Origin of the sequence: Ideonella lacteola (assembly GCF_038066555.1) — a bacterium.
In the GTDB taxonomy this organism is placed as follows: Bacteria; Pseudomonadota; Gammaproteobacteria; order Burkholderiales; family Burkholderiaceae_C; genus Ideonella; species Ideonella lacteola.
Genome location: NZ_JBBUTG010000015.1, coordinates 106,520 through 131,095, shown reverse-complemented (window position 1 = coordinate 131,095; position 24,576 = coordinate 106,520). Strand labels below are relative to the sequence as shown.

22 protein-coding genes are annotated in these 24,576 nt (G+C 66.2%); 7 read left to right on the top strand and 15 right to left on the bottom strand.

The window, feature by feature from the left end:
* Positions 1 to 196: 196 nt before the first annotated feature.
* Entirely contained in the window at positions 197 to 1,855 is a 1,659-nt protein-coding gene (locus AACH06_RS21070; protein WP_341427740.1) for a glycoside hydrolase family 44 protein, read from the bottom strand.
* A gap of 278 nt (positions 1,856 to 2,133) precedes the next feature.
* Positions 2,134 to 3,030 (bottom strand): SDR family oxidoreductase, encoded by an 897-nt coding sequence (locus tag AACH06_RS21065; protein ID WP_341427739.1) that lies wholly within the window; start codon positions 3,028 to 3,030, stop codon positions 2,134 to 2,136.
* A 188-nt stretch (positions 3,031 to 3,218) separates the two neighbouring features.
* Here AACH06_RS21065 and AACH06_RS21060 point away from each other — a divergent pair, with 188 nt between their 5' ends.
* From AACH06_RS21060 to AACH06_RS21050, 3 genes are all read left to right on the top strand, one after another.
* Positions 3,219 to 3,605: a winged helix-turn-helix transcriptional regulator gene (locus tag AACH06_RS21060; protein WP_341427738.1), complete on the top strand. Its 387-nt coding sequence runs from the start codon at positions 3,219 to 3,221 to the stop codon at positions 3,603 to 3,605.
* 370 nt (positions 3,606 to 3,975) lie between these two features.
* Positions 3,976 to 4,266, top strand: a complete 291-nt coding sequence (locus tag AACH06_RS21055; RefSeq protein WP_341427737.1) for a hypothetical protein — start codon at positions 3,976 to 3,978, stop codon at positions 4,264 to 4,266.
* 37 nt (positions 4,267 to 4,303) lie between these two features.
* Positions 4,304 to 4,525: a helix-hairpin-helix domain-containing protein gene (locus AACH06_RS21050; RefSeq protein WP_341427736.1), complete on the top strand. Its 222-nt coding sequence runs from the start codon at positions 4,304 to 4,306 to the stop codon at positions 4,523 to 4,525.
* A gap of 154 nt (positions 4,526 to 4,679) precedes the next feature.
* Here the strand turns inward: AACH06_RS21050 and AACH06_RS21045 are convergent, their stop codons facing one another.
* The 8 genes from AACH06_RS21045 to AACH06_RS21010 all read right to left on the bottom strand — a co-directional run bounded on the left by AACH06_RS21045 (position 4,680) and on the right by AACH06_RS21010 (position 13,714).
* Entirely contained in the window at positions 4,680 to 6,233 is a 1,554-nt protein-coding gene (locus AACH06_RS21045) for a methyl-accepting chemotaxis protein (protein WP_341427735.1), read from the bottom strand.
* Between the two features lie 210 nt (positions 6,234 to 6,443).
* Complete coding sequence (locus AACH06_RS21040; RefSeq protein ID WP_341427734.1) at positions 6,444 to 8,033, bottom strand: MFS transporter; 1,590 nt, start codon at positions 8,031 to 8,033, stop codon at positions 6,444 to 6,446.
* 246 nt (positions 8,034 to 8,279) lie between these two features.
* A complete protein-coding gene (locus AACH06_RS21035) occupies positions 8,280 to 8,624 on the bottom strand; it encodes a hypothetical protein (protein ID WP_341427733.1) in 345 nt (114 codons plus the stop codon).
* A 63-nt stretch (positions 8,625 to 8,687) separates the two neighbouring features.
* Positions 8,688 to 10,223 (bottom strand): ATP-binding protein, encoded by a 1,536-nt coding sequence (locus AACH06_RS21030; protein WP_341427732.1) that lies wholly within the window; start codon positions 10,221 to 10,223, stop codon positions 8,688 to 8,690.
* Positions 10,216 to 10,944, bottom strand: coding sequence for a response regulator (locus AACH06_RS21025; protein ID WP_341427731.1), 729 nt, complete (start codon positions 10,942 to 10,944; stop codon positions 10,216 to 10,218). The genes AACH06_RS21030 and AACH06_RS21025 overlap by 8 nt, the downstream gene beginning before the upstream one ends.
* Positions 10,941 to 11,501 carry a 3'-5' exonuclease family protein gene (locus AACH06_RS21020; protein ID WP_341427730.1) on the bottom strand — a complete coding sequence of 187 codons (561 nt, stop codon included), beginning with the start codon at positions 11,499 to 11,501 and terminating at the stop codon, positions 10,941 to 10,943. The genes AACH06_RS21025 and AACH06_RS21020 overlap by 4 nt, the downstream gene beginning before the upstream one ends.
* Positions 11,502 to 11,640: 139 nt before the next feature.
* Positions 11,641 to 12,504, bottom strand: a complete 864-nt coding sequence (locus AACH06_RS21015) for a TIGR02452 family protein (RefSeq protein ID WP_341427729.1) — start codon at positions 12,502 to 12,504, stop codon at positions 11,641 to 11,643.
* A gap of 16 nt (positions 12,505 to 12,520) precedes the next feature.
* The gene (locus AACH06_RS21010; protein ID WP_341427728.1) at positions 12,521 to 13,714 is read right to left on the bottom strand and encodes an ABC transporter substrate-binding protein; all 1,194 of its coding nucleotides are present in this window, start codon (positions 13,712 to 13,714) and stop codon (positions 12,521 to 12,523) included.
* Positions 13,715 to 14,076: 362 nt separating this feature from the next.
* Between AACH06_RS21010 and AACH06_RS21005 the strand changes: the two genes are divergently transcribed.
* From AACH06_RS21005 to AACH06_RS20990, 4 genes are read left to right on the top strand one after another with little or no spacing between them, the layout of a single operon-like run.
* Positions 14,077 to 15,327 (top strand): ABC transporter substrate-binding protein, encoded by a 1,251-nt coding sequence (locus AACH06_RS21005; protein ID WP_341427726.1) that lies wholly within the window; start codon positions 14,077 to 14,079, stop codon positions 15,325 to 15,327.
* 19 nt (positions 15,328 to 15,346) lie between these two features.
* Positions 15,347 to 16,276 carry a carbohydrate ABC transporter permease gene (locus AACH06_RS21000; protein WP_341427725.1) on the top strand — a complete coding sequence of 310 codons (930 nt, stop codon included), beginning with the start codon at positions 15,347 to 15,349 and terminating at the stop codon, positions 16,274 to 16,276.
* A gap of 11 nt (positions 16,277 to 16,287) precedes the next feature.
* Positions 16,288 to 17,187 carry a carbohydrate ABC transporter permease gene (locus AACH06_RS20995; protein WP_341427724.1) on the top strand — a complete coding sequence of 300 codons (900 nt, stop codon included), beginning with the start codon at positions 16,288 to 16,290 and terminating at the stop codon, positions 17,185 to 17,187.
* 18 nt (positions 17,188 to 17,205) lie between these two features.
* Entirely contained in the window at positions 17,206 to 18,348 is a 1,143-nt protein-coding gene (locus AACH06_RS20990; protein WP_341427723.1) for an ABC transporter ATP-binding protein, read from the top strand.
* On the opposite strand, the gene AACH06_RS20985 is transcribed toward AACH06_RS20990, so the two are convergent.
* The 5 genes from AACH06_RS20985 to AACH06_RS20965 form a co-directional block, all read right to left on the bottom strand.
* A complete protein-coding gene (locus AACH06_RS20985) occupies positions 18,342 to 19,394 on the bottom strand; it encodes a hypothetical protein (RefSeq protein ID WP_341427722.1) in 1,053 nt (350 codons plus the stop codon). The two genes, AACH06_RS20990 and AACH06_RS20985, sit on opposite strands and share 7 nt — an antisense overlap.
* A gap of 289 nt (positions 19,395 to 19,683) precedes the next feature.
* Positions 19,684 to 20,892, bottom strand: a complete 1,209-nt coding sequence (locus tag AACH06_RS20980; protein WP_341427721.1) for a glycosyl hydrolase family 18 protein — start codon at positions 20,890 to 20,892, stop codon at positions 19,684 to 19,686.
* Positions 20,893 to 21,132: 240 nt separating this feature from the next.
* Positions 21,133 to 22,659: a putative bifunctional diguanylate cyclase/phosphodiesterase gene (locus tag AACH06_RS20975; protein ID WP_341427720.1), complete on the bottom strand. Its 1,527-nt coding sequence runs from the start codon at positions 22,657 to 22,659 to the stop codon at positions 21,133 to 21,135.
* Positions 22,660 to 22,760: 101 nt separating this feature from the next.
* The gene (locus tag AACH06_RS20970; protein ID WP_341427718.1) at positions 22,761 to 23,546 is read right to left on the bottom strand and encodes an enoyl-CoA hydratase; all 786 of its coding nucleotides are present in this window, start codon (positions 23,544 to 23,546) and stop codon (positions 22,761 to 22,763) included.
* 65 nt (positions 23,547 to 23,611) lie between these two features.
* On the bottom strand, positions 23,612 to 24,535 hold the full coding sequence (locus AACH06_RS20965; RefSeq protein ID WP_341427717.1) for a toll/interleukin-1 receptor domain-containing protein: 924 nt from the start codon (positions 24,533 to 24,535) through the stop codon (positions 23,612 to 23,614).
* Positions 24,536 to 24,576: the final 41 nt, after the last annotated feature.

Sequence of the window (24,576 nt, the reverse complement as noted above, 5' to 3'; positions counted from 1 at the left end):
TCGGCCATAGCTCACGTGGCCATGCGCGCACGTCGGCCCGCGCCTGACGTGGTGGCGCAAAAGAGCGAGACGACAAGCGCGGGACGACGAGCCAGGCGCGCCGCTGCGCACAGCGGCGTCTACGCTCGCGATGAAGCCGGTTGAAAGGCGGGCTGCGTGCCAGGACCGGCGCGCAGCCCGGGATGCGACTACTGCATCACTTCTTGACGGGCACCACGTACATCGTGATCGAGTCGGCCGGCAGTTCGGCGTTGATCACGCCCGAGCTCACCGGCACGCTGGCCAGGTGCTGGATGGCCGACAGGTTCGCCGACGAGTAGCGGTACACCTGCGCCTTCTTGCCGGCGGTGAAGTGGCTGAGCGTGATCTTGCTGCTCAGTGCGGTGCCGGACTTGTTCACCGCCATCAGCGTCAGCGCGCCATTCTTGCCACGGCGCGAGGCGTAGACCGAGAGCTGGCCCTGGTCCGCGCTGGTCGCCCGCACGGCCCGCGTGCCAAAGCGGCCGCCCTGGCCGTCGACATTGCGGTACATGCGGAAGGCGAAAGCGGCCGGGTCGCTGGACTTGGGCGGCGACCACAGCGTGGCCAGATCGAGCCCCTCGCGACCGAAGATGCCCAACACATCGGCCTGCGCCAGGGCCCCGTTGATGTGGCCCAGGGCGCCCCAGCTGTATTCAGTGATGGCGAGCTTGGTGCCCGGGTAGTTGTTGGCCACCCAGGTCTTCATCCGCGGAATCAGATTGACCTTGTCATTGATCCAGCTCTCGTCGGTATAGGTCGGGTCCCACAGCGAACGGGTGGAACGCAACCTCAGTGCGGCGGTGTTGGCGTCGGTGCCGTCGCCCCACACGCCCGAGGCCTGCGGGTAGTAGTGCTCGTCCAGGTAGTCGAGGATGCGTTCGCCGTGCTGCTGCTCGTAGGCCTTCATCTGCTGCAGGTACCACTCGGCCAGCCCCACGCCGCCGTGGGCGTTGCGGTCTTTCGGGTTGTTCCACCAGTCGCCGCCGGGCGAAGTGTCCAGATCGGAGTAGAAGTAGGCCACCCAGCCCCAGCTGGACGGGCCAAGGATCTTCGCGCCAGGGTCCACCGCCTTGACGGCCGAGGCGTATTGCCAAGTGCGGTCGCGCAGCTCGTCGTAGCTCAGCGGCGTGGTGCGCACGTCGCGGTGCGTCGTACGCCACAGCTCGGGCTCGTTGTCCATCTCGTAGAACTTCACGCCGCCGTTCTTCGCATTGCCATAGTTGGCGACGAGGTGGCGCACCCAATCCTGGACGAAGGTGGTGCCGATGGCCACGCTCGTGTCGGCCGGGTTGTTGCCGGTGATGAGGGTGCCATCGGGCTTCACACCATTGCCGCAGTTGGTGTCCCAGGTGTCCACCGACTGCTGGGCGCCGTAGCGCGACACCTGAAAGCCGCAGTCGAACGGGTGGTTGTCGTTCGGTGGCCGGCGCTTGGCGGCCCAGCCAGAGATCGGCAGCGTGACGAGGGATTTGGTACCCGTGCGGCGGTCTTGCTCAACAAAGCGATCGGCGCTCGAGCCATTCGGCAGCACGCGGCCATCGGTGGGCAGCGGATACGGAATGTTCTCGAAGAACCAGTCGCTGCCGCGGTTGTCGATGTCCAGCTGCCAGTTGTAGCGGGTGGTGGTGTTGCCACCCCAGCGCCGCACGGGCAGCGACAGCTCTTTGGCCAACTGTTCGTCGGCGAAGTTCATGCCGTAGATGTCGTCGCTGATGTCGTGCTGATCAGCGGTGGCATCCACGGTGATGGCCGGCCCGGCGGCAGCCCAGGCGGCTGGCATCAGTGCGAAGCAGGCGGCGGCCGCTATCGCGCTCAACTGAATCTTGCGTGTCATGGGGGTTATCTCCGAATGTCATTGCTCTGTTATGGACGACGGCGCCACCGAAGCCGGTCGCGCCGTCGTTGGACATCCTATGGATAGCGTTGTCAGCCCGGCGCATCACGCTGCAACGAGGAGTTACAGGGCGCTCACGCGAGCGTCTGGGATTTCCTCCACCTCCCCACCCGGAATTTCGTTCAGTGCTCGAACTAAAGTGCTTACACATTGCGCTCCCCAGAGCGCAGTTGAGCGGCCGGGGACGACGGCAAGGCCTGAAGGCCCTGCCTTGTGTATCACTTCCCGGCCAGTGCGGCCTTGTGGGCTTCCAGCCAGTCGGCCAAGCGCTGTGGGGCTTGGCCGGTGATCTGGCGGTAGTCGCCGGTCACGCGGCCAATGTGGCCGCCCGCCGTGTTGGTGTCGAAGGAGGCAAACACCTGGGCCAGCGGCGGCGGCACGCCGGCGCCCACCATGCCCTGGATCAAGCCCTCCACCGGCACCGGAATGACGGTGATCGGCCGGCCCAGCGCCTTGGCGATGGCCGCGGCTTGCTCGGCCGTGGTCAGCGCTTCCTCGCCGCTGAGCGTGTAGGTGCTCTTGCCCTGGCCGTCACCGGCCAGGACGATGGCGGCGGCGCGCGCGAGGTCGTCTCGCGAGATGCTGGCCAGCTTGCCCTCGCCGGCAGCGCTGAACCATTGGCCGCCCATCGCCAGCACGCCGGGCAGCGTCATGAACAGATTCTCGAAGTACCAGTGGTTGCGCAGCACGGTCCAGCCGGGCAAGGTGCTGGCGGCCAGTGCGTCTTCGGTGCCCGCATGGTCGGGCGCGAAGAGCACGGTGGACTCCTTCGGATTGGGCATCGAGGTGTAGACCACGTGACGCACGCCGGCCTTCTCGGCCGCGGCCACGGCGGCGCGGTGCTGCTGCAGGCGCAGGCCCGGGCGGTCCAGCGCGTCGGTGCTGATCAGCAGCAGTCTGTCGATGCCGGCGAAGGCCTTGGCCAGTGAGTCGGCATCGTCGAAATCGGCCGCGACGACCTGCACCCCGCGGGTGGCCAGCACGGCCAGCGAAGCGGGCTTGCGGCTCGCAGCGACGATGCGAGACGGCTCGACGCCCAGCGTGTTGAGCAGATGGTGAATGACGCGTTGGCCGAACTGACCGGACGCGCCGGTGACGAGTAGCTTTTGGGACATGGGGGCTCCGGAATTCGCTGCCGATGTGGCGCGGGGTGTGCAGAGGATTGCTTTGGTATTGATTCAATACTTGCTTCATATTCGGAAGCAAGTACTAGAATGTTGAACTGTTCGGTACGCCTTCGCAAGAAGGGAGCCGAACGTCACCTGGTTACCTCCACGTCACCAAGCCCACCGGGAGTCGCACCATGACGCTGCACAAGTCCTCGGCTGACTTCGCCGACCGTTGCCCCATCCGCGATGTGCTCGAACGACTCGGAGACCGTTGGACGATGCTGGTGCTCTTCACGTTGGAGGAGGCTGGCACACAACGCTTTTCGGTGCTGAAGTCGCGCATACCGGACATCTCGCAGCGCATGCTGGCCCAGACGCTTCGCCGCATCGAGCAGGATGGTCTGGTCCAGCGGACGGTTTACGCCACGGTGCCGCCCCGGGTCGACTACGCCCTCACCCCTCTGGGCCAGTCCTTCCTGAAGCCCATGCATCAATTGCTGGCTTGGGCCGCGGAAAACCACGAGCAAGTGCGGGCCGCACGCCGGGCCTATCAGCCGCCCCAGGCGGTGCCGGCGCTGTAAGCCACGCCGGGCGGGCTTCACGGCACCGTTCCAGCGCGAGGGCATCCACGCGCGCCTTGCCCGCGCTCGATGCCGGGCTTCGCGAGAATCTGAGCAAACCGCCCAGGCCCACACCCGCAGCCTTGTGACGACCCGACCGCCATGCCCGTCTACCAGACCGCCGATTGCCTCATCGACACCCAGGCCCGGGAGATCCTGCGTGCCGGGGCGTTGGCGGCGACATGGATCCGACACTATTCGGCGGCGAGGTGACGGTTCCAGTCGGAGCACGACGTCGTGCGTTCGGTCGATCCAGTGCATCGCTACTGACACCACGCTGTCAGTATCCGGTGAGGATAGTTCGCGGCTTTGCCCCCTTTGAAGGGAAACCGTGAGCACCGAAGTCATAGAGATCGTGAAGTGGAAGAGCAAGCCCGGCGTTTTGGATCGCGATGTGGTCGAGGCTGCGGCGGCGCTGGTCCCTGACCTTCAGGCAGTTGGAGGATTCATCAGCAAGACGCTGTACTCGGGCGGCGGCGAATGGGTCGACGTGTACCACTGGGAAACGGTCGCCGATGCAGAGCGCTCCAACGAGCGTATGGCGCAGAAGACCAGCTTGCTAAAGTTGCTGTCGTTGGTGCAACCGGAGACGGTCTCGATCAGCGTATTGAGCCAAGCCTGAAACAGAAATGGGATTCTCAGCGGAAGAGAGGGCGCTGATGCTCTCGCTCAAGGGCGTGGGAGCAACCGTGGTTGCTCGCCTGGAGCAGATCGGCTTCTCTTCGCTGTCGCAGCTGGCTGACGAAGATGCGGGCTTCGTAACGAAGCAGGTTTCGCAGATGATGGGCTCGACGTGCTGGCACAACAGCCCGCAAGCCAGAGCCTCAATTCAAGCGATCATCGATCTGGCGCATGGCCTGAACGATTTCAACTCGCCATAGGTGGCGAGGCCTCCCGCCGTCGCAGCGGCTGGCGTGAAGGCCACGGGGAAGCGACGAGCCTGCTCGAGGACGCGGCCGCGAGCAAGCCCTGGCCCAAATTGCAGCGCCGAATGCTGCGCGATGCTGCTGCCGGGCGCGCCGGCCCTCACCCCTCTCAATGCGACTCGACCCGGAACACCGCGACGGCTTGCGACAACTGCGCCGCCTGATCGCGCATCGAGGCCGCGGCCGCCGCCGCCTGTTCGACCAGCGCCGAGTTCTGCTGCGTCGACCGATCCAGCTCGACAACCGCGTGGCTAACGCCCGAGATGCCGCCCCGCTGCTCTGCCGCGGCGGCACTGATCTCGCTGATCAGGGTGGTCACCTGCTGCACCGAAGACTGCAGTTCCGACATGGTCTGCCCCGCGGCTTGCACTTGGGTGCTGCCCGCACGCACCTTCTCGGACGAATCGGCGATGAGCTGCTTGATCTCCTTGGCGGCCCCGGCTGAGCGCTGCGCGAGCTGGCGCACTTCGCCCGCCACCACGGCGAAGCCGCGGCCTTGCTCACCGGCACGCGCTGCTTCAACCGCCGCATTCAAGGCGAGGATGTTGGTCTGGAACGAGATCCCATCGATGACACCGATGATCTCTTCGATGCGCCGCGACGACTGCTCGATCTCGCCCATCGTGGTGACCACCTGCTCCACCGCATGCCCGCTGCGCTCGGCGATGTCCCGCGCCAGACTGGACAACTGATTGGCCTGCGAGGCGCTCTCCGCCGTCTGGTTCACCGTGGCAGACAACTCTTCCATCGTCGAGGCGGTCTGCTGCAAATGGCTGGCCTGCTGCTCGGTGCGTGACGAGAGATCCTGGTTGCCCGAGGCAATCTGCTGCGAGGCGGTCACGATGCTGTCGGTGCTGCCCCGCACCTTCTGAACCACCTCTTGCAGCGAGGTGGCCATGGCCGACAGCGACCGGTTGAGTTGCGACAGTTCGTCCTCGCCCGTCACGTCGGCACGAACCATCAGGTTGCCCTTGGCAACCTCGGCGGCCACACGATTGGCTTCGTTCATCCCGGCGCTGATCGATCGCAGCAGCGCCAGCACCAGCAGGCCCACCATCGACAACAGCACCGCCGCCGCCAGGGCGCCCGACATCCAGTAAGACCATGCACGGCTCTTGGACTCGTCCACCACGGCATGAAAGCGGTCGTTCTCGATCTTCACCAGCTTTATCAGCATGTCGTCGTACTGCTGCACATTGGGCATAAAGCTCGATTCGAACGCGCGCTGCGCCGCGGCATCGTCACCCGCCGCTCGGGCCTTGCCCATCTCTTCGAGCGCGGCGAGGATGCGCAGGCCAATGCCATCGAACTCCTTGAACCAGGCTCGCTCTTCGTCGGTGGCCACCCAGGCCCTGATCTTTTCCCGCTGGGCATTGATGCGATCGACCTTGGGCTTGATCTGCGGGCCGAACGCCTGGTGCAACACCGGATCTTTCGAGGTGTTCAGCGCCACGATGCGCGGTGTGGTGTCTTTGGCAAAGGCCACCAGCTCATAGACGTCCGCCAGCTTGGCGCGTTCGACCTCGGCCAACGCCGTCATCGCGGCATCGGACTGCCGCTGCTGCACATAGCTGACGCCCAGGACCGCCATGCAGGTCATGCCCACGAGGGCGAAGGTGATGGACAAGCGCGTCGACACGCGCCAGTTCTTCCAGAAGGCCATGGAAGTCTTCTCCAGATGGTTCGAGGCTGAAGGCGTAGGGTGAAGCCCAAGAGGCGCCACCACACACTTGAACCCGAACGTTAGAGGCAGAACGAGCCCCACCTCGCCAGAAATAGCGCCCCAATCCCATCACTATTCTTCGCACGTGGCCTGCGGTGGCGTGTTCGGCGCGACGGCGCATGACAGCTGGGCAGGCCCCGGGCCAGCGGCTCAGCGGCCGACCAGCGCCTTCTGGATGTCTTCGAGCTGGACGCCGCGCGTCTCCACGCCACTTCGCCAGAGCAACACCGCGGCCACCACCATGGGCGCCGCAATCACGAGGGCCGAGAACGCCATCAGGTCGAAGAAGCCTGTCAGGGCGAGCGCCGCGCCGACGATGCCGCCGAACTTGCTGCTGGCGGCCACCAGGCCGGCCCCGGTGCCGCGCAGATGCACCGGATAGATCTCGGCCGCATACGGAATCAGCATCGCGATCACGGCGCTCACCGACACCAACAGTGCCACCGTGATGCCCAGCGTGACCCGCCCGTCACTCACGCCCCAGGTGGCCACCGCAGCAAAAGCCAGCAGCGCCAGCACCGACATCCCGATGAACCACACCAGCGTGAGAAAGCTGCTCCATCGGTGATAGAGCCAGATGACCAGCGCGATGCCCGGCAGGGCGTACACCGCCGATTTGGCCAGCAGGGCACTCGCCGCCGAAGCGTCCACACCGAGCGCGGCCAGGTTGGAGGGCAGCCACAGCAGGAAACCGAAATTCACCAGGCCCCATCCGGTGCCGCTGGTCAGCAGCGCCCAGGTCAGCGTCGCGTGCGGCCCATTCAGCAACTGGCGAACGCCCGCAACGGGGTGCGACTCATCGATGTCCGGCGCGCCCGGGTTGGCCGCGTCGTCCGGCTCGAGAGCCGACCGGCGCCCAGCGAAATGCCGCAACACCTGCATCGCCATCTCCGGCCGCCCCGATGCCCACAGGAAGCGCGGAGACTCTGGGATGTAGCGGTTGAGCAGCAGGATGACGGCGCCCGTGGGCAGCCCGAGCAGCCACAGCACACGCCAGCTGAACAAGGGTTCCAGCCATGCAGCCGCCCCCGCCGCCAACAGATAGCCGGCCGACGTGCCCACGCCGCCCAGCGCCACCAGCAGCCAGCCACGGTGGTGCGCGGGCACCGTCTCGGCCATCAGCGTGAACGCAATCGGCAACAAGCCACCCGCCGAGGCCCCCATCAGAAAGCACATCGCCAGGTTCCATTCAAAGCTGGGCATCGCGCCGCAAATGGCGGTGCCCATGAACATCAAGGCAGACAGCAAGATCGCAGCACGCCGGCCGATGCGATCGGCGATGTGCCCCCAGACGACCGAGCCGACGGTGGTGCCCGTGAGCGCAAACAAGGCCAGCAAGCCCGCATGCGGCCTCGTGATCTCGTACTCGCGGCTCATGCCGGGCATCACGAAGCCCAAGGTGGCGGGCTTCATCACATCGATGGCCAGCGTCACCACCAACACCGCCACGAGCCGCAGATGCTGGCGGTTCAAGGGCACGCCATCGGCCACATGGAAGTGCCGCATGGTGGCACCGGCCAGATCGAGCTGGCGGGCCGGCGGCAGCAACCCCCACCACGAAAGCGCCAGGCCCAGGGGAATCATCGCCATGCCGACCCACATCTCCCACGTCATCGGCATGCCCACCATCTGCCAGTGCGTGTGCTGCCCCATCATGAACATGGGGCCATGGGCCACCACACCGAGGCTGATCAACAGACAGCCGAACCAAAACGTGAAGGGGCGGTGGAACATCGACATCGGAAGCATTCTCGCAAGGCGATGCGGGCCTCGACCACCACGCAAACGCCACCCCGACGGGGGCGCGTCATATCGCGTCGCGCGAGATCAAAAGTGAGGCGCGTCAGCGCCTCGACGCGTCACACCGCTCGCTGCAAAGGCGGCGTTCCGTTGTTCCGCACCAGCGGCATGTCTTGCGGGCCCTTACACGGTCCGTGTGGGTGACCGACGCATGGCATTCAACGAATCTCTCTTGGCGCGGATTGGCTACGGCTCACCGCGTCGGGAGAACCATCGCGTCACACGGCATGCCAAAGCACGATAGCCGGCCTTGAACAGCCATGCGGTCATCAAGAGGGCCGCCTCCACCATCATCTCGATTGCCATGTATCCGATCGCCACGATCGGCGCCATGACCAGGAACCCGACCAATGCGGCGGCGAAAAGGCGAACACCTGACAACTCGGAGCCGCTGAACACCTCGGGCACGAATTCGAGCAACGCACCCGTGCCAACCGCGACCAAAAAGAGATAGGCCAGGAGCGCCTTCCTGGCGAGTTGCCGCCGAGACGCGGAGCGCACTTCGGTGGCGGATCGATCGCCTTCCATCATGGGGGCCAGACGCCGTTGATGACCCTGCCGAGCATACGCTGGCACGAACGAAACAACGAGCGCTCAGGCATCGACGGTGGTCGCGTCCTCGCCCCGCAACAAACTCAATCGCGCCACCAACCCGCCGCCCGGCCGGTTCGCGAGCACCACGTCGCCGCCGTGCTGCCGCGCGATCCGCCGGGCGATGCCCAGGCCCAGGCCAGAGCCTTCGCGGTAGGCGTCGCGTCCGTGTTCCAGGCGCACATAGGGCTCGAAGATTTCTTCGAGTGAGGCCGCAGGCAGCCCAGGTCCGTGGTCGCGGATGTCGATGATCGCCAGCGGGCCCGACGTGGCCGCGGTGATGTCGATTCGGCCTCCGTAGCGCAGGCCGTTGTCGATCAGGTTGCCAAGCGCGCGCCGCAGGGCCAAGGGCCGCGCCTGCACGGTGATGGGCGGCACGTCCAGCTCGATGGGGGCACCGCTGCTGCGGGCGGCGTCGGTGAGGCGCTCGATGAGCCGATCGAGGCGGATGTCGGCCAGGTTTTCGTGGATGTCGCTGTCTTTCACACTTTGCAGCGCGCCTTTGACCATCACGTCCAGCTCGTCGAGGTCTTCATGGAAATCGGCCCGCACGGCGTCGTCATCGAGCAGCTCGGTGCGCAACTTCAGCCGCATGATGGGCGTCTTCAGGTCGTGCGAGATGCTGCTGAACAGCCTCTCCCGGTCTTCGACGAAACGTTGGATGCGCGCCTGCATCTCATTGAACGCCCGCGCCGTGCCCCGAAGCTCTACCGTGCCGGTTTCGGGCACCTTCGAAGGGTGCATCGCCGTGCCAAAAGCGTTGGCCGCGCCCGCCAGGCGTTGCAGTGGACGGGTGAGCCCCCGCGTCAGCCACAACACCAGCAGCAGCACCGTCATCAGCGTGGCGCCTTGCAACAGCAGCCGGTCCCGTGTGAGCGGGTTGGCGTTGTCGAGAAAATAAGGGTCGGGCATGGTGGTCGCCAGCAGCAGCCAGCCCCCGGGCTCGAACTCGGCCTGGATCAACAGCAGCGGCGCGGGGCGCGGCCGCAGCAGCATCGAGCCTTCCACCCAGCGCTCGGGCAGGTCTCGCAGCGTGCGGCCATCGTCGGTCACGGGTTGCGTCTCGGCCAGCACGAATCCGGTGTCGATGGCCCCGCCACTGCCCAGATCGGCCACCAGGCGCTGGCGCACGTCGGCCGCCACCGTGTCGGCCAGGCGCGAGCGCTCGATCGACCTCAACGGCACGCGCGCCCGGTTGACTTGCACGAAGAAGCGCGTGCCGCCCATGGTGCGCAGTTGCTCGGTGATGATCGGGCGGTACTGCTCAGGCAGGTCGCGAAAGAATCGGATCGCGCCGGTGGCGCTGCGGGCGGTCTGCTGCGCCGCCTCGCGCGCGTCCCGCAGGGCGCTGTCGTGCAGTTGCCAGGCCCATATCGCCGTGCCCAAGCCCTGGCTCAGCAACACCCCGACCGCCATCGTGAGCATCAGCCGGCCGCGCAGCGAACGCGGCAACAGCCGATCAGCCCAGGCGGTGAATCTCGGGGTGACCGGCGTGGCCGCGCCACCCAGCGCACCGGCGGCCTGCGGGCCCTCACTCATGCGACGCCTGCACCTCCACGGCGAACACGTAGCCGCTGGCCCGAACGGTCTTGATCAGCGTGGGCTGCTTGCCATCGTCGCCCAGGCGCTGGCGCAATCGGCTCACCTGCACGTCCAGCGATCGGTCGGTCGGGCCCAGGTCCCGGCCGCGGGTCTGCTCCATCAGGCGCGCACGGTCCAGCACCTGGCCGGGGTGTTCGGCCAACAGGCGCAGCAGGTCGAAGTCCATGGCGGTCAACACCACCTTGTCGCCATCGGGCGAGCTGAGCGTTCGCTCCAGCCGATCGAGCCTGAAGCCGGCAAAGTTCAGGTAGCGGGGCGCCCCCTCGCCGACCATGCCCGCCCGCCGGTGGATGGCCTTGATGCGCGCCAGCAGCTCGCGCGGGTTGTAGGGCTTGCCGATGTAGTCGTCGGCACCCAGCTCCAGCCCGACGATGCGTTCGGTGTCATCCGCACTGGCGGTCAACATGATGATGGGCAGCATCGGCGCGCGCTGGCGCACCATCTGGCACAACGCGAATCCATCGGTGTCCGGCAGCATGACGTCGAGGATCACGAGGCTCAGCTCGTCACGGTAGCGATCGAAGCCGTGGCGAAAGCTCTCACCGTCGGCGGCAAGTTGCACCACGTACTGATGCTTCTCGAGGTAGAGCTTGAGCAGTTGTCGTGTCTTCTGGTCGTCGTCCACGGCCAGGATGGTGCGCTTGCGAGGCAGGTTCATGGCTGGGCGCGGTGCTCGGCCAGCATGTTGCAGAACAGCTGCCCTTGCTCGATCGCATCGTCGAGCGCGACATGGGTGTGCGGGCTGGCGGGAAACCAACGCTTGGGCATGTGGCGTTTCGTCGATTCGCGGTAAGGCAGCTTCAGCATCGCCATGGCAAACGTCTTGATGTCCAAGGCCGAATGGCTGAACGGGCTCTCGCCGGTGAAGCGCATCAGGTACCAATAGACAAAGAGGAAGTCGTAAGCGACGGGATAGCCGACGAACACCGGCTTGCCGGGCAAGGCTTTCAGCCACGCCAGGTAGTTCGCCATCGCGGTGGCTGGCGGCTGCAGGTTGCTGCGCGTCAGCGCCCAGGCCTCGGGCTGGCCGGCCCACCACGCCATCGTCTCAGGGTTGCCTGCAGCGCCTTCGAGCAATTCGAGGTTGGCGCTGAAGGTCGACAGCAATTCGCCTTCGGCACTGAAGGCGGCAGAGCCGAAGCTGAGCATCGAGTGCGGGCCGGGGATCGGGCCGTCGGCTTCGACGTCGGTGGAAACGTAGATTTCTGCTGTCACAGCGTGTTCATCCGGGCCTGCATGTGGCCCAAGCATCAGAAGCTGAAGTTTTCAGTAGCGTCGGGGTGAACTGTCTCCAATTGACAGTCACCGATTCGCAGCGGCCGCGCACCAGCGGTCAATGAGATAGCAAAGAATCTCATACGGCCCCCCTTGAGCGGAGGGCCTCTCCAAACGCACAAAAGACCTCACGGTTGGGCGACGTGTCCAACACAGAAAAAACGATGCAGTCGAAATGACGTGCCCAACCTTCGTCCAGCAGAAGTCGGACGAAAGTCTGCGCCACCATCACCGGGTCGTTTCGGAACACACCGCAACCCCATGCTCCCAGAACGAGGTGCCGATAGCCTTGACAGGCCGCGAGCGCCAACACATTCGCGACTCGGCGCTCCAGAATCGCAGGGATTGTCGGCAGCTCATTCGGTCTCGACTTAGCGATGGCTCCGGCATTGGGAGCCGCTCCGGAGATGAAATGAACGGGTAACGGTCGCGGAAGAAACGCGCCGGCATCATCTCGAAATACGGGGCACCCCGGGGACAGGATCAACGCATCGGAATAGATGGGGGAGCCTTGTGCCCGATGGTGCTCGTAGTAGCTCCAGGCCTTCAGCAGTGAGCCGTGCAACCCAGAGCTGCGCGCCAACGACTCCTCTTGCGCCTGGCTGCCGGAAAGAAAGCCTCCCCCGGGATTGTTGGCCGAACCGAAGTTCAATGCGGCGATCACGTCTGCACCAGCAAGCTGCAGCCTCGCGATGCCTTGAAGTGTCGTCTCGTTGTGAACTTCGATCTCGGCAACATGGTCGTTCCGCAAGTCAGCCAAACGATTGCGCTGCTGCTCCCGTACTTCGTCCAGCTCCCCGGGCTGGAAGAGCCGGGTTGCCATTTCAGAAGCCCGTTGCAGTGCTGCCAACGGAACCGCCGTGCCATCAGGCATCACGTAGCCACCGGTTTGCAGGATTTCGATGGTTTGCCGAGCGAGCTCGGCTCTTTGTTCTCTGTTCATGCCCAAATTGTCCTCGTCACCGCGCCGCCCCCTTCACGATCGCCACCAGGCGCTCTTGCGCGCGCTCAGGGGTCTGTTGAGGGTCGGTCACGAACCGGTGGAGAGCATCGGCCAAGGCATCCTTGGTCGATTCATCGGCGGCCATGCGGTGCGCAATGCTCGGGACGACGCGGCTGCCGGGATGGGCGAGCGTCTGCCAGGAGTCGCGCTCGCAGTCGTCGAGTTGCGAGGGGTCGATATCAGTGCGCACAGGCACCGAGCCCTTGGCCTGGTTGTAGGCGAGTTGCACCGAGGGCTGGGTGACGATGTCGGCCAGCTTTTCCTGCGCGGCATCGCGCTTGCGGCGGCTTTGCAGCATCGCCAACGTGTCGACGCTGTAAAGGTGCATCTGGGCCGTCTCGGGCACCGGCGCACAGGCGTAGTCGCGGCCGGCCTGAGCGCCCCAGGCCATCAGCTCGCCGCCGACCCAATCGCCCATGATGAGCATGCCGGCCTCGCCGCGGAAGAGCTGGCGCGCGCTGCTCGTCCAGCGTTGCTCGCCCGGCGACTCGCCGGCCAGCTGGCGCAACCAGCGCAGGCGTGTGAGGGCGCGCAGCACCCGCGCGTCGGCCCAGGCTGACGGGCGCTGCGCGCCAGCCAGCTCGGCATACAACGAGGCGCCGCCTTCGGCCAGCAGCAGGGTTTCGAACACGGTGGCCACCTGCCAGGGCTCGTCGCTCCAGGCCAGCGGCGTCACGCCTGCGCGGCGCAGTGCCGAGGCGGCCTGGGCGACATCGTCCCAGCTGCGGGGCACCGGCAGTTTCCATCGGGCCCACAGGGCCTGGTTGTAGAACAGGGTGTTGATGCGGTGCACGCCCAGCGGCGCCGCCACGATGCGCCCGCCGTGGCTGACCACCTGCAGCACCACGGGGAACATCGCGCCCTTCCAGCGCCCACGCTGCGCCACGTCGTCTAGCGGCAGCACGAGGCCGAGATCCGCCCAGTCGGTCAACGTTCGGCCGATGACTTGCGCCACATCGGGTGGATCGCCCGCCAGCACGCGTCCCTTGAGCACCTTCACCGCCGCCATGCCACCACCGCCGGGAATGGCGGCGTCGTTCCATCCGAGGCCGCGCTTGTCGAGTTGCTGCACCAGTTGATCGACCGCGCGCCTCTCGCCCGCCGAGGTCCACCAGTGCAAGACATCCAGGCTCTGTGCATGCGCGCTCATCGTGAAGGTGGCGACGAGCATAAGACCGCCCCTGCGCAGCCGCGCCCACCGACTGCCTTTCGTTTGCCGACGAAGTGCAATGTTGTGTAAGGCGGGCAGCGGCGCAAGCCGGCATCGCACCCCGTCGACAGGGCGGGGCTGCGTGTAATGAAGAGTGAGGCGGGCCGTGCGGCTCATGGCGAAAAAGCGTGCGCTGACAAGCACTTGTGCGCGCTGCGCAGGCCCCGGATTGAGCCCTCGTGTCACACGGGCGCCGATGGTACCTTGCGCCCCGCTCGCAGCGCGCCAGGGCTTCTCGCCGAAGCCTTCACGCCGCAGCCCGGCCACAGCCGGCCCTTCCTGGTCCGAGGAGACACGAACACATGACATCGAGCCGCACCACCGTCGCCATCTTCGCTTTGGCCGCCGCCAGCGCCCTGCCCGCCTTTGGTGGCACGCTGACCATCGAAAGCTGGCGCACCGACGACAAGGCACTGTGGGACGAGGTGCTGCTGCCCGCGTTCACCAAAGCGCACCCGAGCATCACGGTGAAGTTCGCCCCGACGGCGCCGCCCGAATACAACTCGGTGTTGTCCGCCCGCCTGGCCGCAGGCAGCGCAGGTGATCTGGTGACCTGCCGGCCGTTCGACGTGTCGCTTGACCTGTTCAAGAAAGGCCGCCTGGACAAGCTCGATGGCGAGCCCGGCTTGGCGAACTTTCCCGATTCGGCCAAGGTGGCCTGGCAGACGGATGACGGGAAGAACACCTACTGCATGCCCATGGCGTCGGTGATCCACGGCTTCTTCTACAACAAGAAGGTGTTCTCTCAACTGGGCCTCCAGCCCCCTGCCACCGAAGCCGAATTCTTCGCGGTGCTCGACAAGATCAAGGCGGCCGGCAAAGTGGCGCCGCTGGCGCTGGGAACGGCCGATCAGTGGGAAGCCAACCAGATCGTGTTCACCGGCATCGGGCCCAATTACTGGAAGGGTGAAGAGGGCCGCCGGGGCCTGATCGAAGGCAAGAAGAAGTTCACCGACCCCGAGTTCGTCGACGCGTGGGCGACGATGGCGCGCTGGGCGCCTTACCTGCCCAAAGGCTATCAGGCCCAGACTTACGGCGATTCGCAGAACCTGTTCGCCTCGGGCCGAGCCGCCATCGTGCCCACCGGCTCATGGGACATCGCGTTCTATCGAAAAGAGCCTTCGCTGGAGTTCGCGGCCTTCCCGCCGCCCGTGCGCAAGGCGGGCGACGGCTGCTACCTGTCGGACCACACCGACATCGGCATGGGCATCAACTCGGCCAGCAAGAACAAGGCGGATGCGAAGGTCTTCCTCGATTGGCTGGCTTCGAAAGAGTTCGCGGATCTCTTCACCAACAAGGCGACCGGCTTCTTCAGCCTGTCCAAGCATGCGGTGGATGTGAAGGACCCGGTGGCCCGCCAGATGATGGGGTGGCGCGCGCAATGCAAGTCGACCATCCGGCTGAACGCGCAAATCCTGAGCCGTGGCGAGCCGAGCATGGAAAACGAGCTGTGGACGGTCAACTCGCAGGTGCTCAATGGCAAGCTGACGCCCAAAGAGGCGGCCCAGCGCATCCAGACCGGCTTCGCGAAGTGGTACGCCCCGGCCCGATGACCCGCCCGGCCCTTTGACGATGCACACCTCACCGCCGCAGCGGGCGGGCTGGCCGGCGCTGGTCTTCCTGGCGCCCGCCCTGCTGGTCTACACCGCGTTCAGCGCCTGGCCCCTGGCCGACACGCTTCGGCTGGGCCTGTATGCCACCGACGAGCACGGCCACATGGCCTTCGCGGGCCTGGAGAACTTTCGCCGGCTGCTGCTCGACGAGCAATGGTTCGGGGCGTTCACCCGAGCGCTGGCCAACAACGTCGAATTCTTCATCATCCACTCGCTGGTGCAGAACCCGATCGCGCTGGTGCTCGCTGCCCTGCTGTCGCTCAAGGGGGTGCGCGGCGCGGCGGCCTATCGCACCGTGCTGTTCCTGCCGACGCTGCTGTCGGTGGTGATCATCGGCTTCGCGTGGCAGCTCATCCTCTCGCCGCTGTGGGGCGTGGCCGAGAAACTGCTGGGGTTCGTGGGCCTGCAAGACGCATTCGCCCCCTGGCTCGGGATGGAAGAGACGGCCCTGCCCACGCTGGCGCTGATCTCGGTTTGGCAGTTCGTCGGCATCCCGATGATGCTGATCTATGCGGCGCTGATCGCCATCCCGGAGGAAGTGATCGAGGCGGCCACCGTCGAGGGGGCGGGGCCATGGCGCATCTTCTGGGCGATTCGGCTGCCGCTCATCCTGCCCACGCTCGGGTTGGTGAACATCCTCACCTTCGTGGGCAACTTCAATGCCTTTGACCTGATCTACGCGGTGAAGGGCGCCCTCGCGGGGCCGAACTACTCGACCGATCTGCTCGGCACGCTGTTCTATCGCACCTTCTTCGGCTACCAATCGCAAGTGGGCAGCGCGACGATGGGCGCGGCACTGGCCACCTTGATGTTCCTCGTGATCCTGGGTGGCGTGGGCGTGTACCTGGTGTTCGTGCAACGCCGGCTGCGCCGTGTGGCCGCCACATGAGCACACCGGCCATGAGCGACAAGCGCCCGGCCATCCCGGCCCGCCCGAGCGCCATCCGGCCCACGGCCGTTGGGCCCGCAGCCTGGGCCGCCACGGCCAAGGCGGCCTGGGTGCACCTGGTGCTGGGCGGCTACAGCTTGTTGGTGCTCTGCCCCATTCTGTTGGTGCTGGTGAACTCGTTCAAGACGCGCGCGGCGATCTTCGACGACCCACTCGCCCTGCCCACCGCCACCACCTTCAGTGTGGTGGGCTACACCAAGGTGCTCGGGCAATCGGCGGTGGCGGGCATGTTCCTGAACAGCGCCATCGTGACCGGGGTGTCGATGGCACTCATCCTGCTTTTCGGCGCGATGGCCGCGTGGGCGCTGACCGAGTACGAGTTCCCGGGCCGGCGCTGGCTCTCGCTCTTCCTGGCGTTCGGCATCATGGTGCCGATCCGCCTGGGGTCGGTGTCGATCCTGCAGACGATGGTGGCGCTCGACCTGGTCAACACCCTCACTGCCCTGGTGCTCGTCTATGTGGCACAGGGGCTGCCGCTGGCGGTGATGATCTTGTCCGAGTTCATCCTGCAGGTGCCCCGCGAGCTGAAAGACGCGGCCCGCTGCGACGGCGTCGGCGAGTTTGAGATCTTTTTCCGCGTGGTGCTGCCGCTGCTGATGCCGGCGGTGGCAACGGTGGCGGTGTTCACCATGGTGCCCATCTGGAACGACCTGTGGTTTCCGCTCATCCTGGCGCCGGGTGAAAGCACGCAGACGATCACCCTCGGCGTGCAGCAGTTCATCGGCCAGTTCGCCACCGACTGGAACGCCGTGCTCGCCGCCCTGTCGCTCGCCGTGCTGCCAGTGCTGCTGCTCTACGCCCTCGCCTCGCGCCAACTGATCCGCGGCATCACCGCCGGCGCGGTCAAATGACCTGAACCCCAACCGCCCATGACCCGAGTCACCCTCGACAACGTCTCCAAGACCTACGGCCACACCACGGTGCTGCAGGGCGTGAACCTGCAGATCGAGAGCGGCGAATTCGTGGTGCTGGTCGGCCCCAGTGGCTGCGGCAAGACCACGCTGCTGCGCATGCTGTGCGGCCTGGAAGACATCACCGGCGGCGAGATGCGCATCGGCGACGATGTCGTGAACCACCTGCCGCCCGCGCAACGAGGCATTGCGATGGTGTTCCAAAGCTATGCGCTGTACCCGCACATGAGCGTGTACGACAACATGGCATTCGGCCTGAAGCTGCACGGCGCGGACAAGGCCGAGCGCCGGCGGCGCATCGACAAGGCGGCGCGCTCATTACAGATCGATCACCTGCTCGACCGCAAGCCGCGCGAGCTCTCGGGCGGGCAGCGCCAGCGCGTCGCCATCGGCCGCGCCATCGTGCGAGAGCCGCGGCTTTTTCTGTTCGACGAACCGCTGTCGAACCTGGATGCCTCACTGCGGGTGAAGACCCGCGTCGAGCTGGCTCGGCTGCACCGCGACCTGGGCGCGACGATGGTGTATGTGACCCACGACCAGGTCGAGGCGATGACGCTGGGCGACAAGATCGTGGTGATGCACGAAGGCCGCGTACAGCAGGCCGGCGCACCGCTGGAGCTGTACCAGCAACCGGTCAACCGCTTTGTCGCGAGCTTCATCGGCTCACCGCAGATCAACCTGCTACCGGCCAAAGTGATCGCCACCGGTGCGGAGGTGCGATTCGAGCTGCCCTTCGGTCAACCCGCACGGGCCATGGTCGACACGGCCCGGCTGCTTGAAGGCCAGGCGGTCGAGATCGGCGTGCGTCCGGAGCACTTCCGCCTGGCCGAGGCCGGCGCGACGGGCCTCGCGGACGGCATCCGGCTCGACGCCGAAGTGGTGCTGGTCGAGCAGTTGGGCGAATCGCACCTGGTGCACCTGCGCGCCGACGACCACCATGACCTGGTCGTGCGCGGCAACGCCCACACGCGGCTACGGGCAGGTGAACGCGTGGTGGCGTGGGCGCCGGCCGAAGCGCTGCATGTGTTCATCGCCGATGGCCGGGCCTGCCGGCGGCTGTTCCCCGAAGGCGCCGTCGGCACGGCGGGGCAAGTTCACTGAGGCGTGAGCACCAGGACGCGGTAATCACCTTTTTTCTTGTCCTGCGCCTCGACCAGGATCTGGCCTTTCGAATTGATGTCGTTCGCGTGGTAGATGCGCCAGTGCTTGCGGTCCTTCTCGCTCATGGCGAGGTTCAGGTCGAAGCTGCCGTGGCCGTCGAAGACGAAGCCCAAGTTCCCGCTCGAAGAGACGGCCGTACCCACCACCCATCCGGCATCGTTGATGGCACTGGCACTCATCTGGCGCCAGCCCTTTAACAGCGGCAATTCACGCATGCCGCCTTGTTGGTCGTAGATGAAGGCCACTGTCGATGGCTTGTTCTGGCCTGTATCGCTGCTACCGACCACCTGGCCGAGGTTGTTGACAGCAAAGGCGGTGGAGAACTTGCCACTGCGCAGAACGCCCAGGTCGCGCATCTGGCCGTCCCGGTACAAGAACGCGTGGTTCATGCCGGTGGCCAACGAGGCAAATCCAACCACATCACCGGCGTCGTTGACGCCGTTGGCCCCGCTGCGGGTGCCGCCCAGGGTGGGCAGCTTGGTCATCGTGCCATCGCACCACATGAACGCCTGGAAGTCGATGTTGGCGGTGTCGGAATAGCCCACGACAACGCCGTTTCCGTTGATCGCCGACGCCTCGCTGTGCGACTTGCAACCGCCGCAATCGTCTTCGCCAAAGGTGCCCAGGTCGCGAACGGTCTGGCCGTCCCAAAGCATGGCGTGCGAGGTCGACCCCGTGTACGAGACACCGACGACGTAGCCCCGATCATCGATATCGCGCGGATAGGCGAACGGCAATTGAAGATCGTTGGGCAGCGATGGAATGGGCGTACAGGCCGTCTTGCTGCAGCTGTAACTACCACCATCCGATCCCGTGTTAATCGCCACCGTGCCGCGGGTGTTGAGCGCCGTAGAAGACTGGACGCCCCCTTCATCGGTGACGACGCGGACCGCGTAAGTAGGCAGCGCCTGACTGGCTTGAGACAAGCCGGCCAGCGTGCCGGCCACCAGTGCGAGACGCGCAAAGACTGGAACCGAGATATTCATGTGAACCCTGACGTAGTAGGTTATCTGTACAGACCACTTGTTTGACCCGAATCGCCCGTCATCCTCAGGGCACGCAGGACGCGCGCCGCGGGTAGGTCAGCAAGCCAGGCACTGCGCTTGCCCCCAAAGTATCTTCGGTCGACAAGGTTTCACACTACGCAGAGCCACACCCCCCCTAGATTCGAGACAGGCCGGCGCCCCCAAAGCAAAAGCGCGCCCGGTCGAATCGACCGGGCGCGCCCTGGTTCGGGTGCCGATCAAGGGCGACGGCCCTCGACCGTTGGAAGGGTCACTTCCAGGGGGCGTCGTTCAGCAGCGGGTCGTTGACGAGGCCCAGCATCTTGGCGCTCTTCTGGCCCACCGTGCCCGGCGAGGCGATCTGCGCTGAGCCGCAGTTGCCGCTGGCCGTCTTCAGGATGCTCCAGATCATCGCGCCGTCGTGCGGGTTCTTGTTCGCGCTCTTGCTCTTCTTGACGGCCAGGTTGAAGCGCGCCACCGAGTACGGCGAATCCAGGTTCTTGCCGTATTGGTCTTGCAGGATGCGCGAGCCCGTGCACTGCGCATCGGCGTTGTTCACGACGAGGATGCCGCCGGCCCAGCCTTCGGGCGCCGGCTCGAAGCCGATCGAGACCACCGTGTTCTTGCCGAACAGCGAGCGGTACTGCTTGTACGCCATCACGCCGTCGTAGTGCTCGTAGCGGGCGTCGTACGACATCACGTTGACGAGGTCGAACATCTTGGCGACGTCCGCATGATCCCGAACCAGCAGGCGCTCGCGGCCGGCATTGCCGCCCCAGTACGAGAGCTTGCCTGCGCAGTCGGCCATGCCCGACGTGGCGGCAATGCAGTCTGCACCGGTCGACCATCCGGCCATGGCCAGGATGCGGCCACCGCCGGCCAAGTCCACGGCCTTGCGCATGGCGCGGGTCGCGTTGGCATAGCGGGTCACGTCGGCATCGGCTTCGTAGTCGACGTCCAGGCCGTCGAAGCCCAGGTCTTTCATGATGTTGGCCAGCGCCGTGATGCGCGGGCCCGAGCCAGCGGCACCTTCGGCCGCCAGCGGCGACCAGTCGTTGTAGGTGGCACCGCCCACCGCGAGGATGACCTTCATCTTGCGCATGTGCAGCACATCGATGGCGGCCTTGATGTCCTTCGGCGTCGCGGTGAAGTCGATGCCGGTGCCCGACCACGAGTTGGCGGCCAGGCCACCCCACGAGAAGTTCGGGTTGGCGAACGAGGCGTTGACGTGGGTGTAGGTCGCCGGGATGCGAGCCAGCTTGCTGGCGGCATACACCTGGCCGGGCGTCTTGCCGGTGGCGTCGAACCAGTTGTCGCTCCACGACGGGTAGTAGCCGGTGTAGTAGCGGCCGTCGGGCTTGGTGCTGAGGGCCTCGGGCGGCAGGTCAGATTGGGCCAGCGCCGGTGCGGCGGCGGTGATGGCGGCCAAGGCGATCAAGGCGTGGCCGAAAACGGCACGCGCTCGCGTGGTCATGGTCATGAATGGCTCCTGTTCAGTGCTTGGGGAAGGGATGCCTCTGGCTGAGCCAAAGCACACCACCGGCTGCACGGTGCGGAAGCCACGCGACTGTGGGGTCGTCTGTGGAAGGGTGGGTACCCGGCGGGGTCCCAGGGGCGGCATCCGCCTGCGGCCGGCGGACCGGAATCTAACCAATCACGTACCGGTATGCCAGTGGTATTTAGCGAATCCAATACTGGTAGCAATACCAGTTACACGCCCTCACGCGGGACGGTCGCCGCCTCGCTCCACGTCCGCAGGGCGGGTTTCTTCAAACAGCGACGCGCGAAAGGGCGGCGCCTCGGTGGGACGATCGTCCGTGGCCCACAGCTCCAGCGCTTGGGGCGACATGGGCTTGGCGAACAGATAGCCCTGCAGCTCATCGCAACCCATCGCCACCAGCGCGTCGCGCTGCGCCGGCGTTTCCACGCCCTCAGCCACCACCCGCAGCCCCATCGTGTGCGCCATCTGCACGATGGCCTGAACGATCGATTGTGCGTCGCTGCTGCCTTCGAGATCGCAGACGAAGGCCCGATCGATCTTCAGCTCGGCCGCCGGCAACCGCCGCAGCGAAGCCAGGCTCGAGTAGCCGGTGCCGAAATCGTCGATCGACACATGCACGCCTGCGTCACGCAGCCGCTCGAAGGCGCGCCGGGTGACCTGGGTGTCTTCCATCGCCACCGACTCGGTGATCTCGCAGGTGAAGCGCTCGGGCGGAATGCGGTGTTGGCGCAAGAGCCCTTCGATGCGCTCGACGATGTCGTCTTGCCGCAGCTGGTAGCCCGAGAGGTTCACCGCCACGCGCATGCGCAGGCCGCGGGTGCGCCACTGCTGCGCCTGACGGCAGGCTTCTTCGATGACCCATTGGCCAATCTGCCCGATCAGCCCATGCCGTTCCGCGAGCGGAATGAACACCGACGGCGGCACCATGCCGCGCTTGGGGTGGTGCCAGCGCAGCAGGGCTTCCGCCGCCGTCACCTGCAGGCTGCGGGCATCGATCTTCGGCTGGTACATCAGCTTGAACTGCTGGCGCTCTGCCGCCAGACGCAGCTCTTGCAACAGCTCGGCCTGATCGCGCAGGCCGGCGCCCATGTCGGGGTGGTATTCGCTCTGCCCGCCCCCACCGCACAGCTTGATGCTGCGCATGGCCAGCGTCGCGTTCGAGAGCAGCAAGGGCCGCGAGCCATGCTCGGGGTAGTGGGCGATGCCGATCGAGCACGTCAGCGGCACCGCCTGCCCACCCACCGTGAGCGAGCTGGACAGCACATCCGCCACGCGCTGCGCCATCACATGCGCCACCCGGATGCTGCCGGGCACCAGCAGCGCGAATTCATCACCCGCGATGTGGCAGGCCGCCGGCCCCACGCATGAAACCAACTGACGGGCCACCGCCCGCAGCAACTCATCGCCATGGTCGTGGCCGAACGCATCGTTGATCGAGCGAAAGCCGTCCAGGTCGACATAGAGCACGCTGAAACCATCGCGGTCGCGCTTGGCCTGCTCGACGGCGTCATCCAGGGCAATTTCGAGCTGGCTGCGGTTCATCAACGCGCCCAGCCGGCTTTCACGTTCGCGGGCGTGAAGCGCCTTTCTGAGCTCATCGATCTGAGCCTGCACGTCGGCGCTGCCACGACGGGCCTGGCGCAGCCTCAGGCCCAGGTAGCCCGCCATGCCGAACCCGCTGGCCACGAGCGCGACCAGCAGCCCATCGAGCGCTGACCACGCCCCCGTCGCTGAAGAGACATCCATCGATCGTCTATCGACCGATGGGGCTGCAGTCTTGAGGCCGATGGCAGGCCCATCGGCGCCCAGTCGATCACGAATGAGGGCTCGGCGCGGCGACGTCGGCCCTACCAGCGCGGCGGTCGCTTCTCGTTGAAGGCCTGCACGCCTTCGAGCGCCGCCTCGTCCATCATGTTGCAGGCCATGGTGTGGCCGGCGTCGATGTAGGCTGCCTCCACGCCCGCTTCGATCTGGCGATAAAACAGCTCTTTGCCCATGGCCACTGCGGTGCGCGGCTTGGCGAGGATGCTGGCCACGAGGCTGCCCACCTCCGCGTCCAGCGCGCCGGCATCTTCGGCCACGCGGTTGATCAATCCACGCGCGCGCGCCTCGTCAGCGCTGATGAACTCTCCGGTCACCAGCATCTCGAACGCCTGCTTGCGCGGCACGTTCCGGCTCAAGTGCACCGCGGGCCCTGAGCAGAACAGCCCGAGGTTCACGCCGCTGACGGCGAACCGCGCCGCGCGCACAGCCACCGCCAGATCGCACGCCGCCACCAATTGGCAGCCGGCCGCGGTGGCCACCCCCTGCACCTTCGCAATCACCGGCACCGGCAGTTGCTGGATCTGCATCATCACCTTGGCGCACCGAGCAAACAGGCCGCGGTAGTAGTCGAGCGAAGGCTCGGCGCGCATTTCCTTCAAGTCGTGGCCGGCGCAAAAGGCCTTGCCCGAGGCGGCCAGCACCACCACCCGCACCGACGCATCCCTCGCCAGGGCGTCGAACTCGGATTTCAGCGCCGCCAGCATGGCTTCGGACAGCGCATTGAAGGCCTGCGGGCGGTTCAAGGTGATGGTCACCACGCCTCGCGAATCGTCCTGGCGCAGCAGAAGCGGGTCTTGTTCGGTCAGCATGGCGGAATCCTCATCCAGAGGTGGTGGCAGCGGTCGTCCAATGTAGCGCGGGGTGGCTCGGTGAATCAGCGGGGCGCATGCGCCTCGGCCCGTCGGGCCACGAACTCGAGCGGTGCGTTCGGGCCGCTGCCGCCTTCGGTCTGCATCATCAGACGCAGGACTCCGTCATCATCCAGGCGGCCCTGGTAGCGGTGGGTCATCTCGGCGCCGCCCATCTCGGCGGTGCGGGTGGCAAAGCGGACCAGCCGCTCGTCCACCTCGCCCTCCACCAGGCCACGCGGCACGCCGAGGAAGCTGGCGGTGCCCGCCAGTTGGCGCCCTTCGCCCGTGAAGTGAAAGCGCTCGGTGCGTGGCGCGGGCTCCCAGGCATATCGCAGCTCGGCGACCCAGTCCCCATCGATGGCTGGCCTGGCCACCGAACGCGAACGGGCCCACCAGCCGCCGGCCAGCAAGGCCGCTCCCAAGGCGCCCGCCGCCGCGACGATCCACCCTCGCCTGCCGGGCTGGACTGGCGACGAACCGAGCCGCTCACCCACGACTGCCACCAAGCGCTCGACGTCGGCGGCGAAGCGGCTGTTTCCCAGCTCCAGCGCCTGCAGGCTCGACAAGGCCTGGATGTCCGGCGGCAGGTCGGCCCCGGGCGGCATGGCCGCGCCGTCCAGCAGCAGGGGGATCACCGTCATGCCACGCTGCAGACCAGCCGCCACCTCCAGCCGGACGAAGTCGCCCGGATCCTGAACACGCGGCGCCTGCCCTTCTCGCTCGCCCCGCCAGCGGCGGCCGATGAGCACCAGCAAGATGCTGGCCGTGTCGACCGCCTGCCCGATGACTTGGGCGAAACCCTGGCCGGCGCCGATGTCATCGACGTCGATGAAGACCCGGTCTGCACCCCACCGCCGCGACAGTTCGGAGGCGATGGCTCGGGCGTATCCCGCCGCGTCGTCGCGTCGGTAGCTGATGAAGACCAGGGGGCCCGGAGAGCTCGGCATGAGTGACCCTGTGAGTGACTCTTTTTCCACGGCACCAAGAA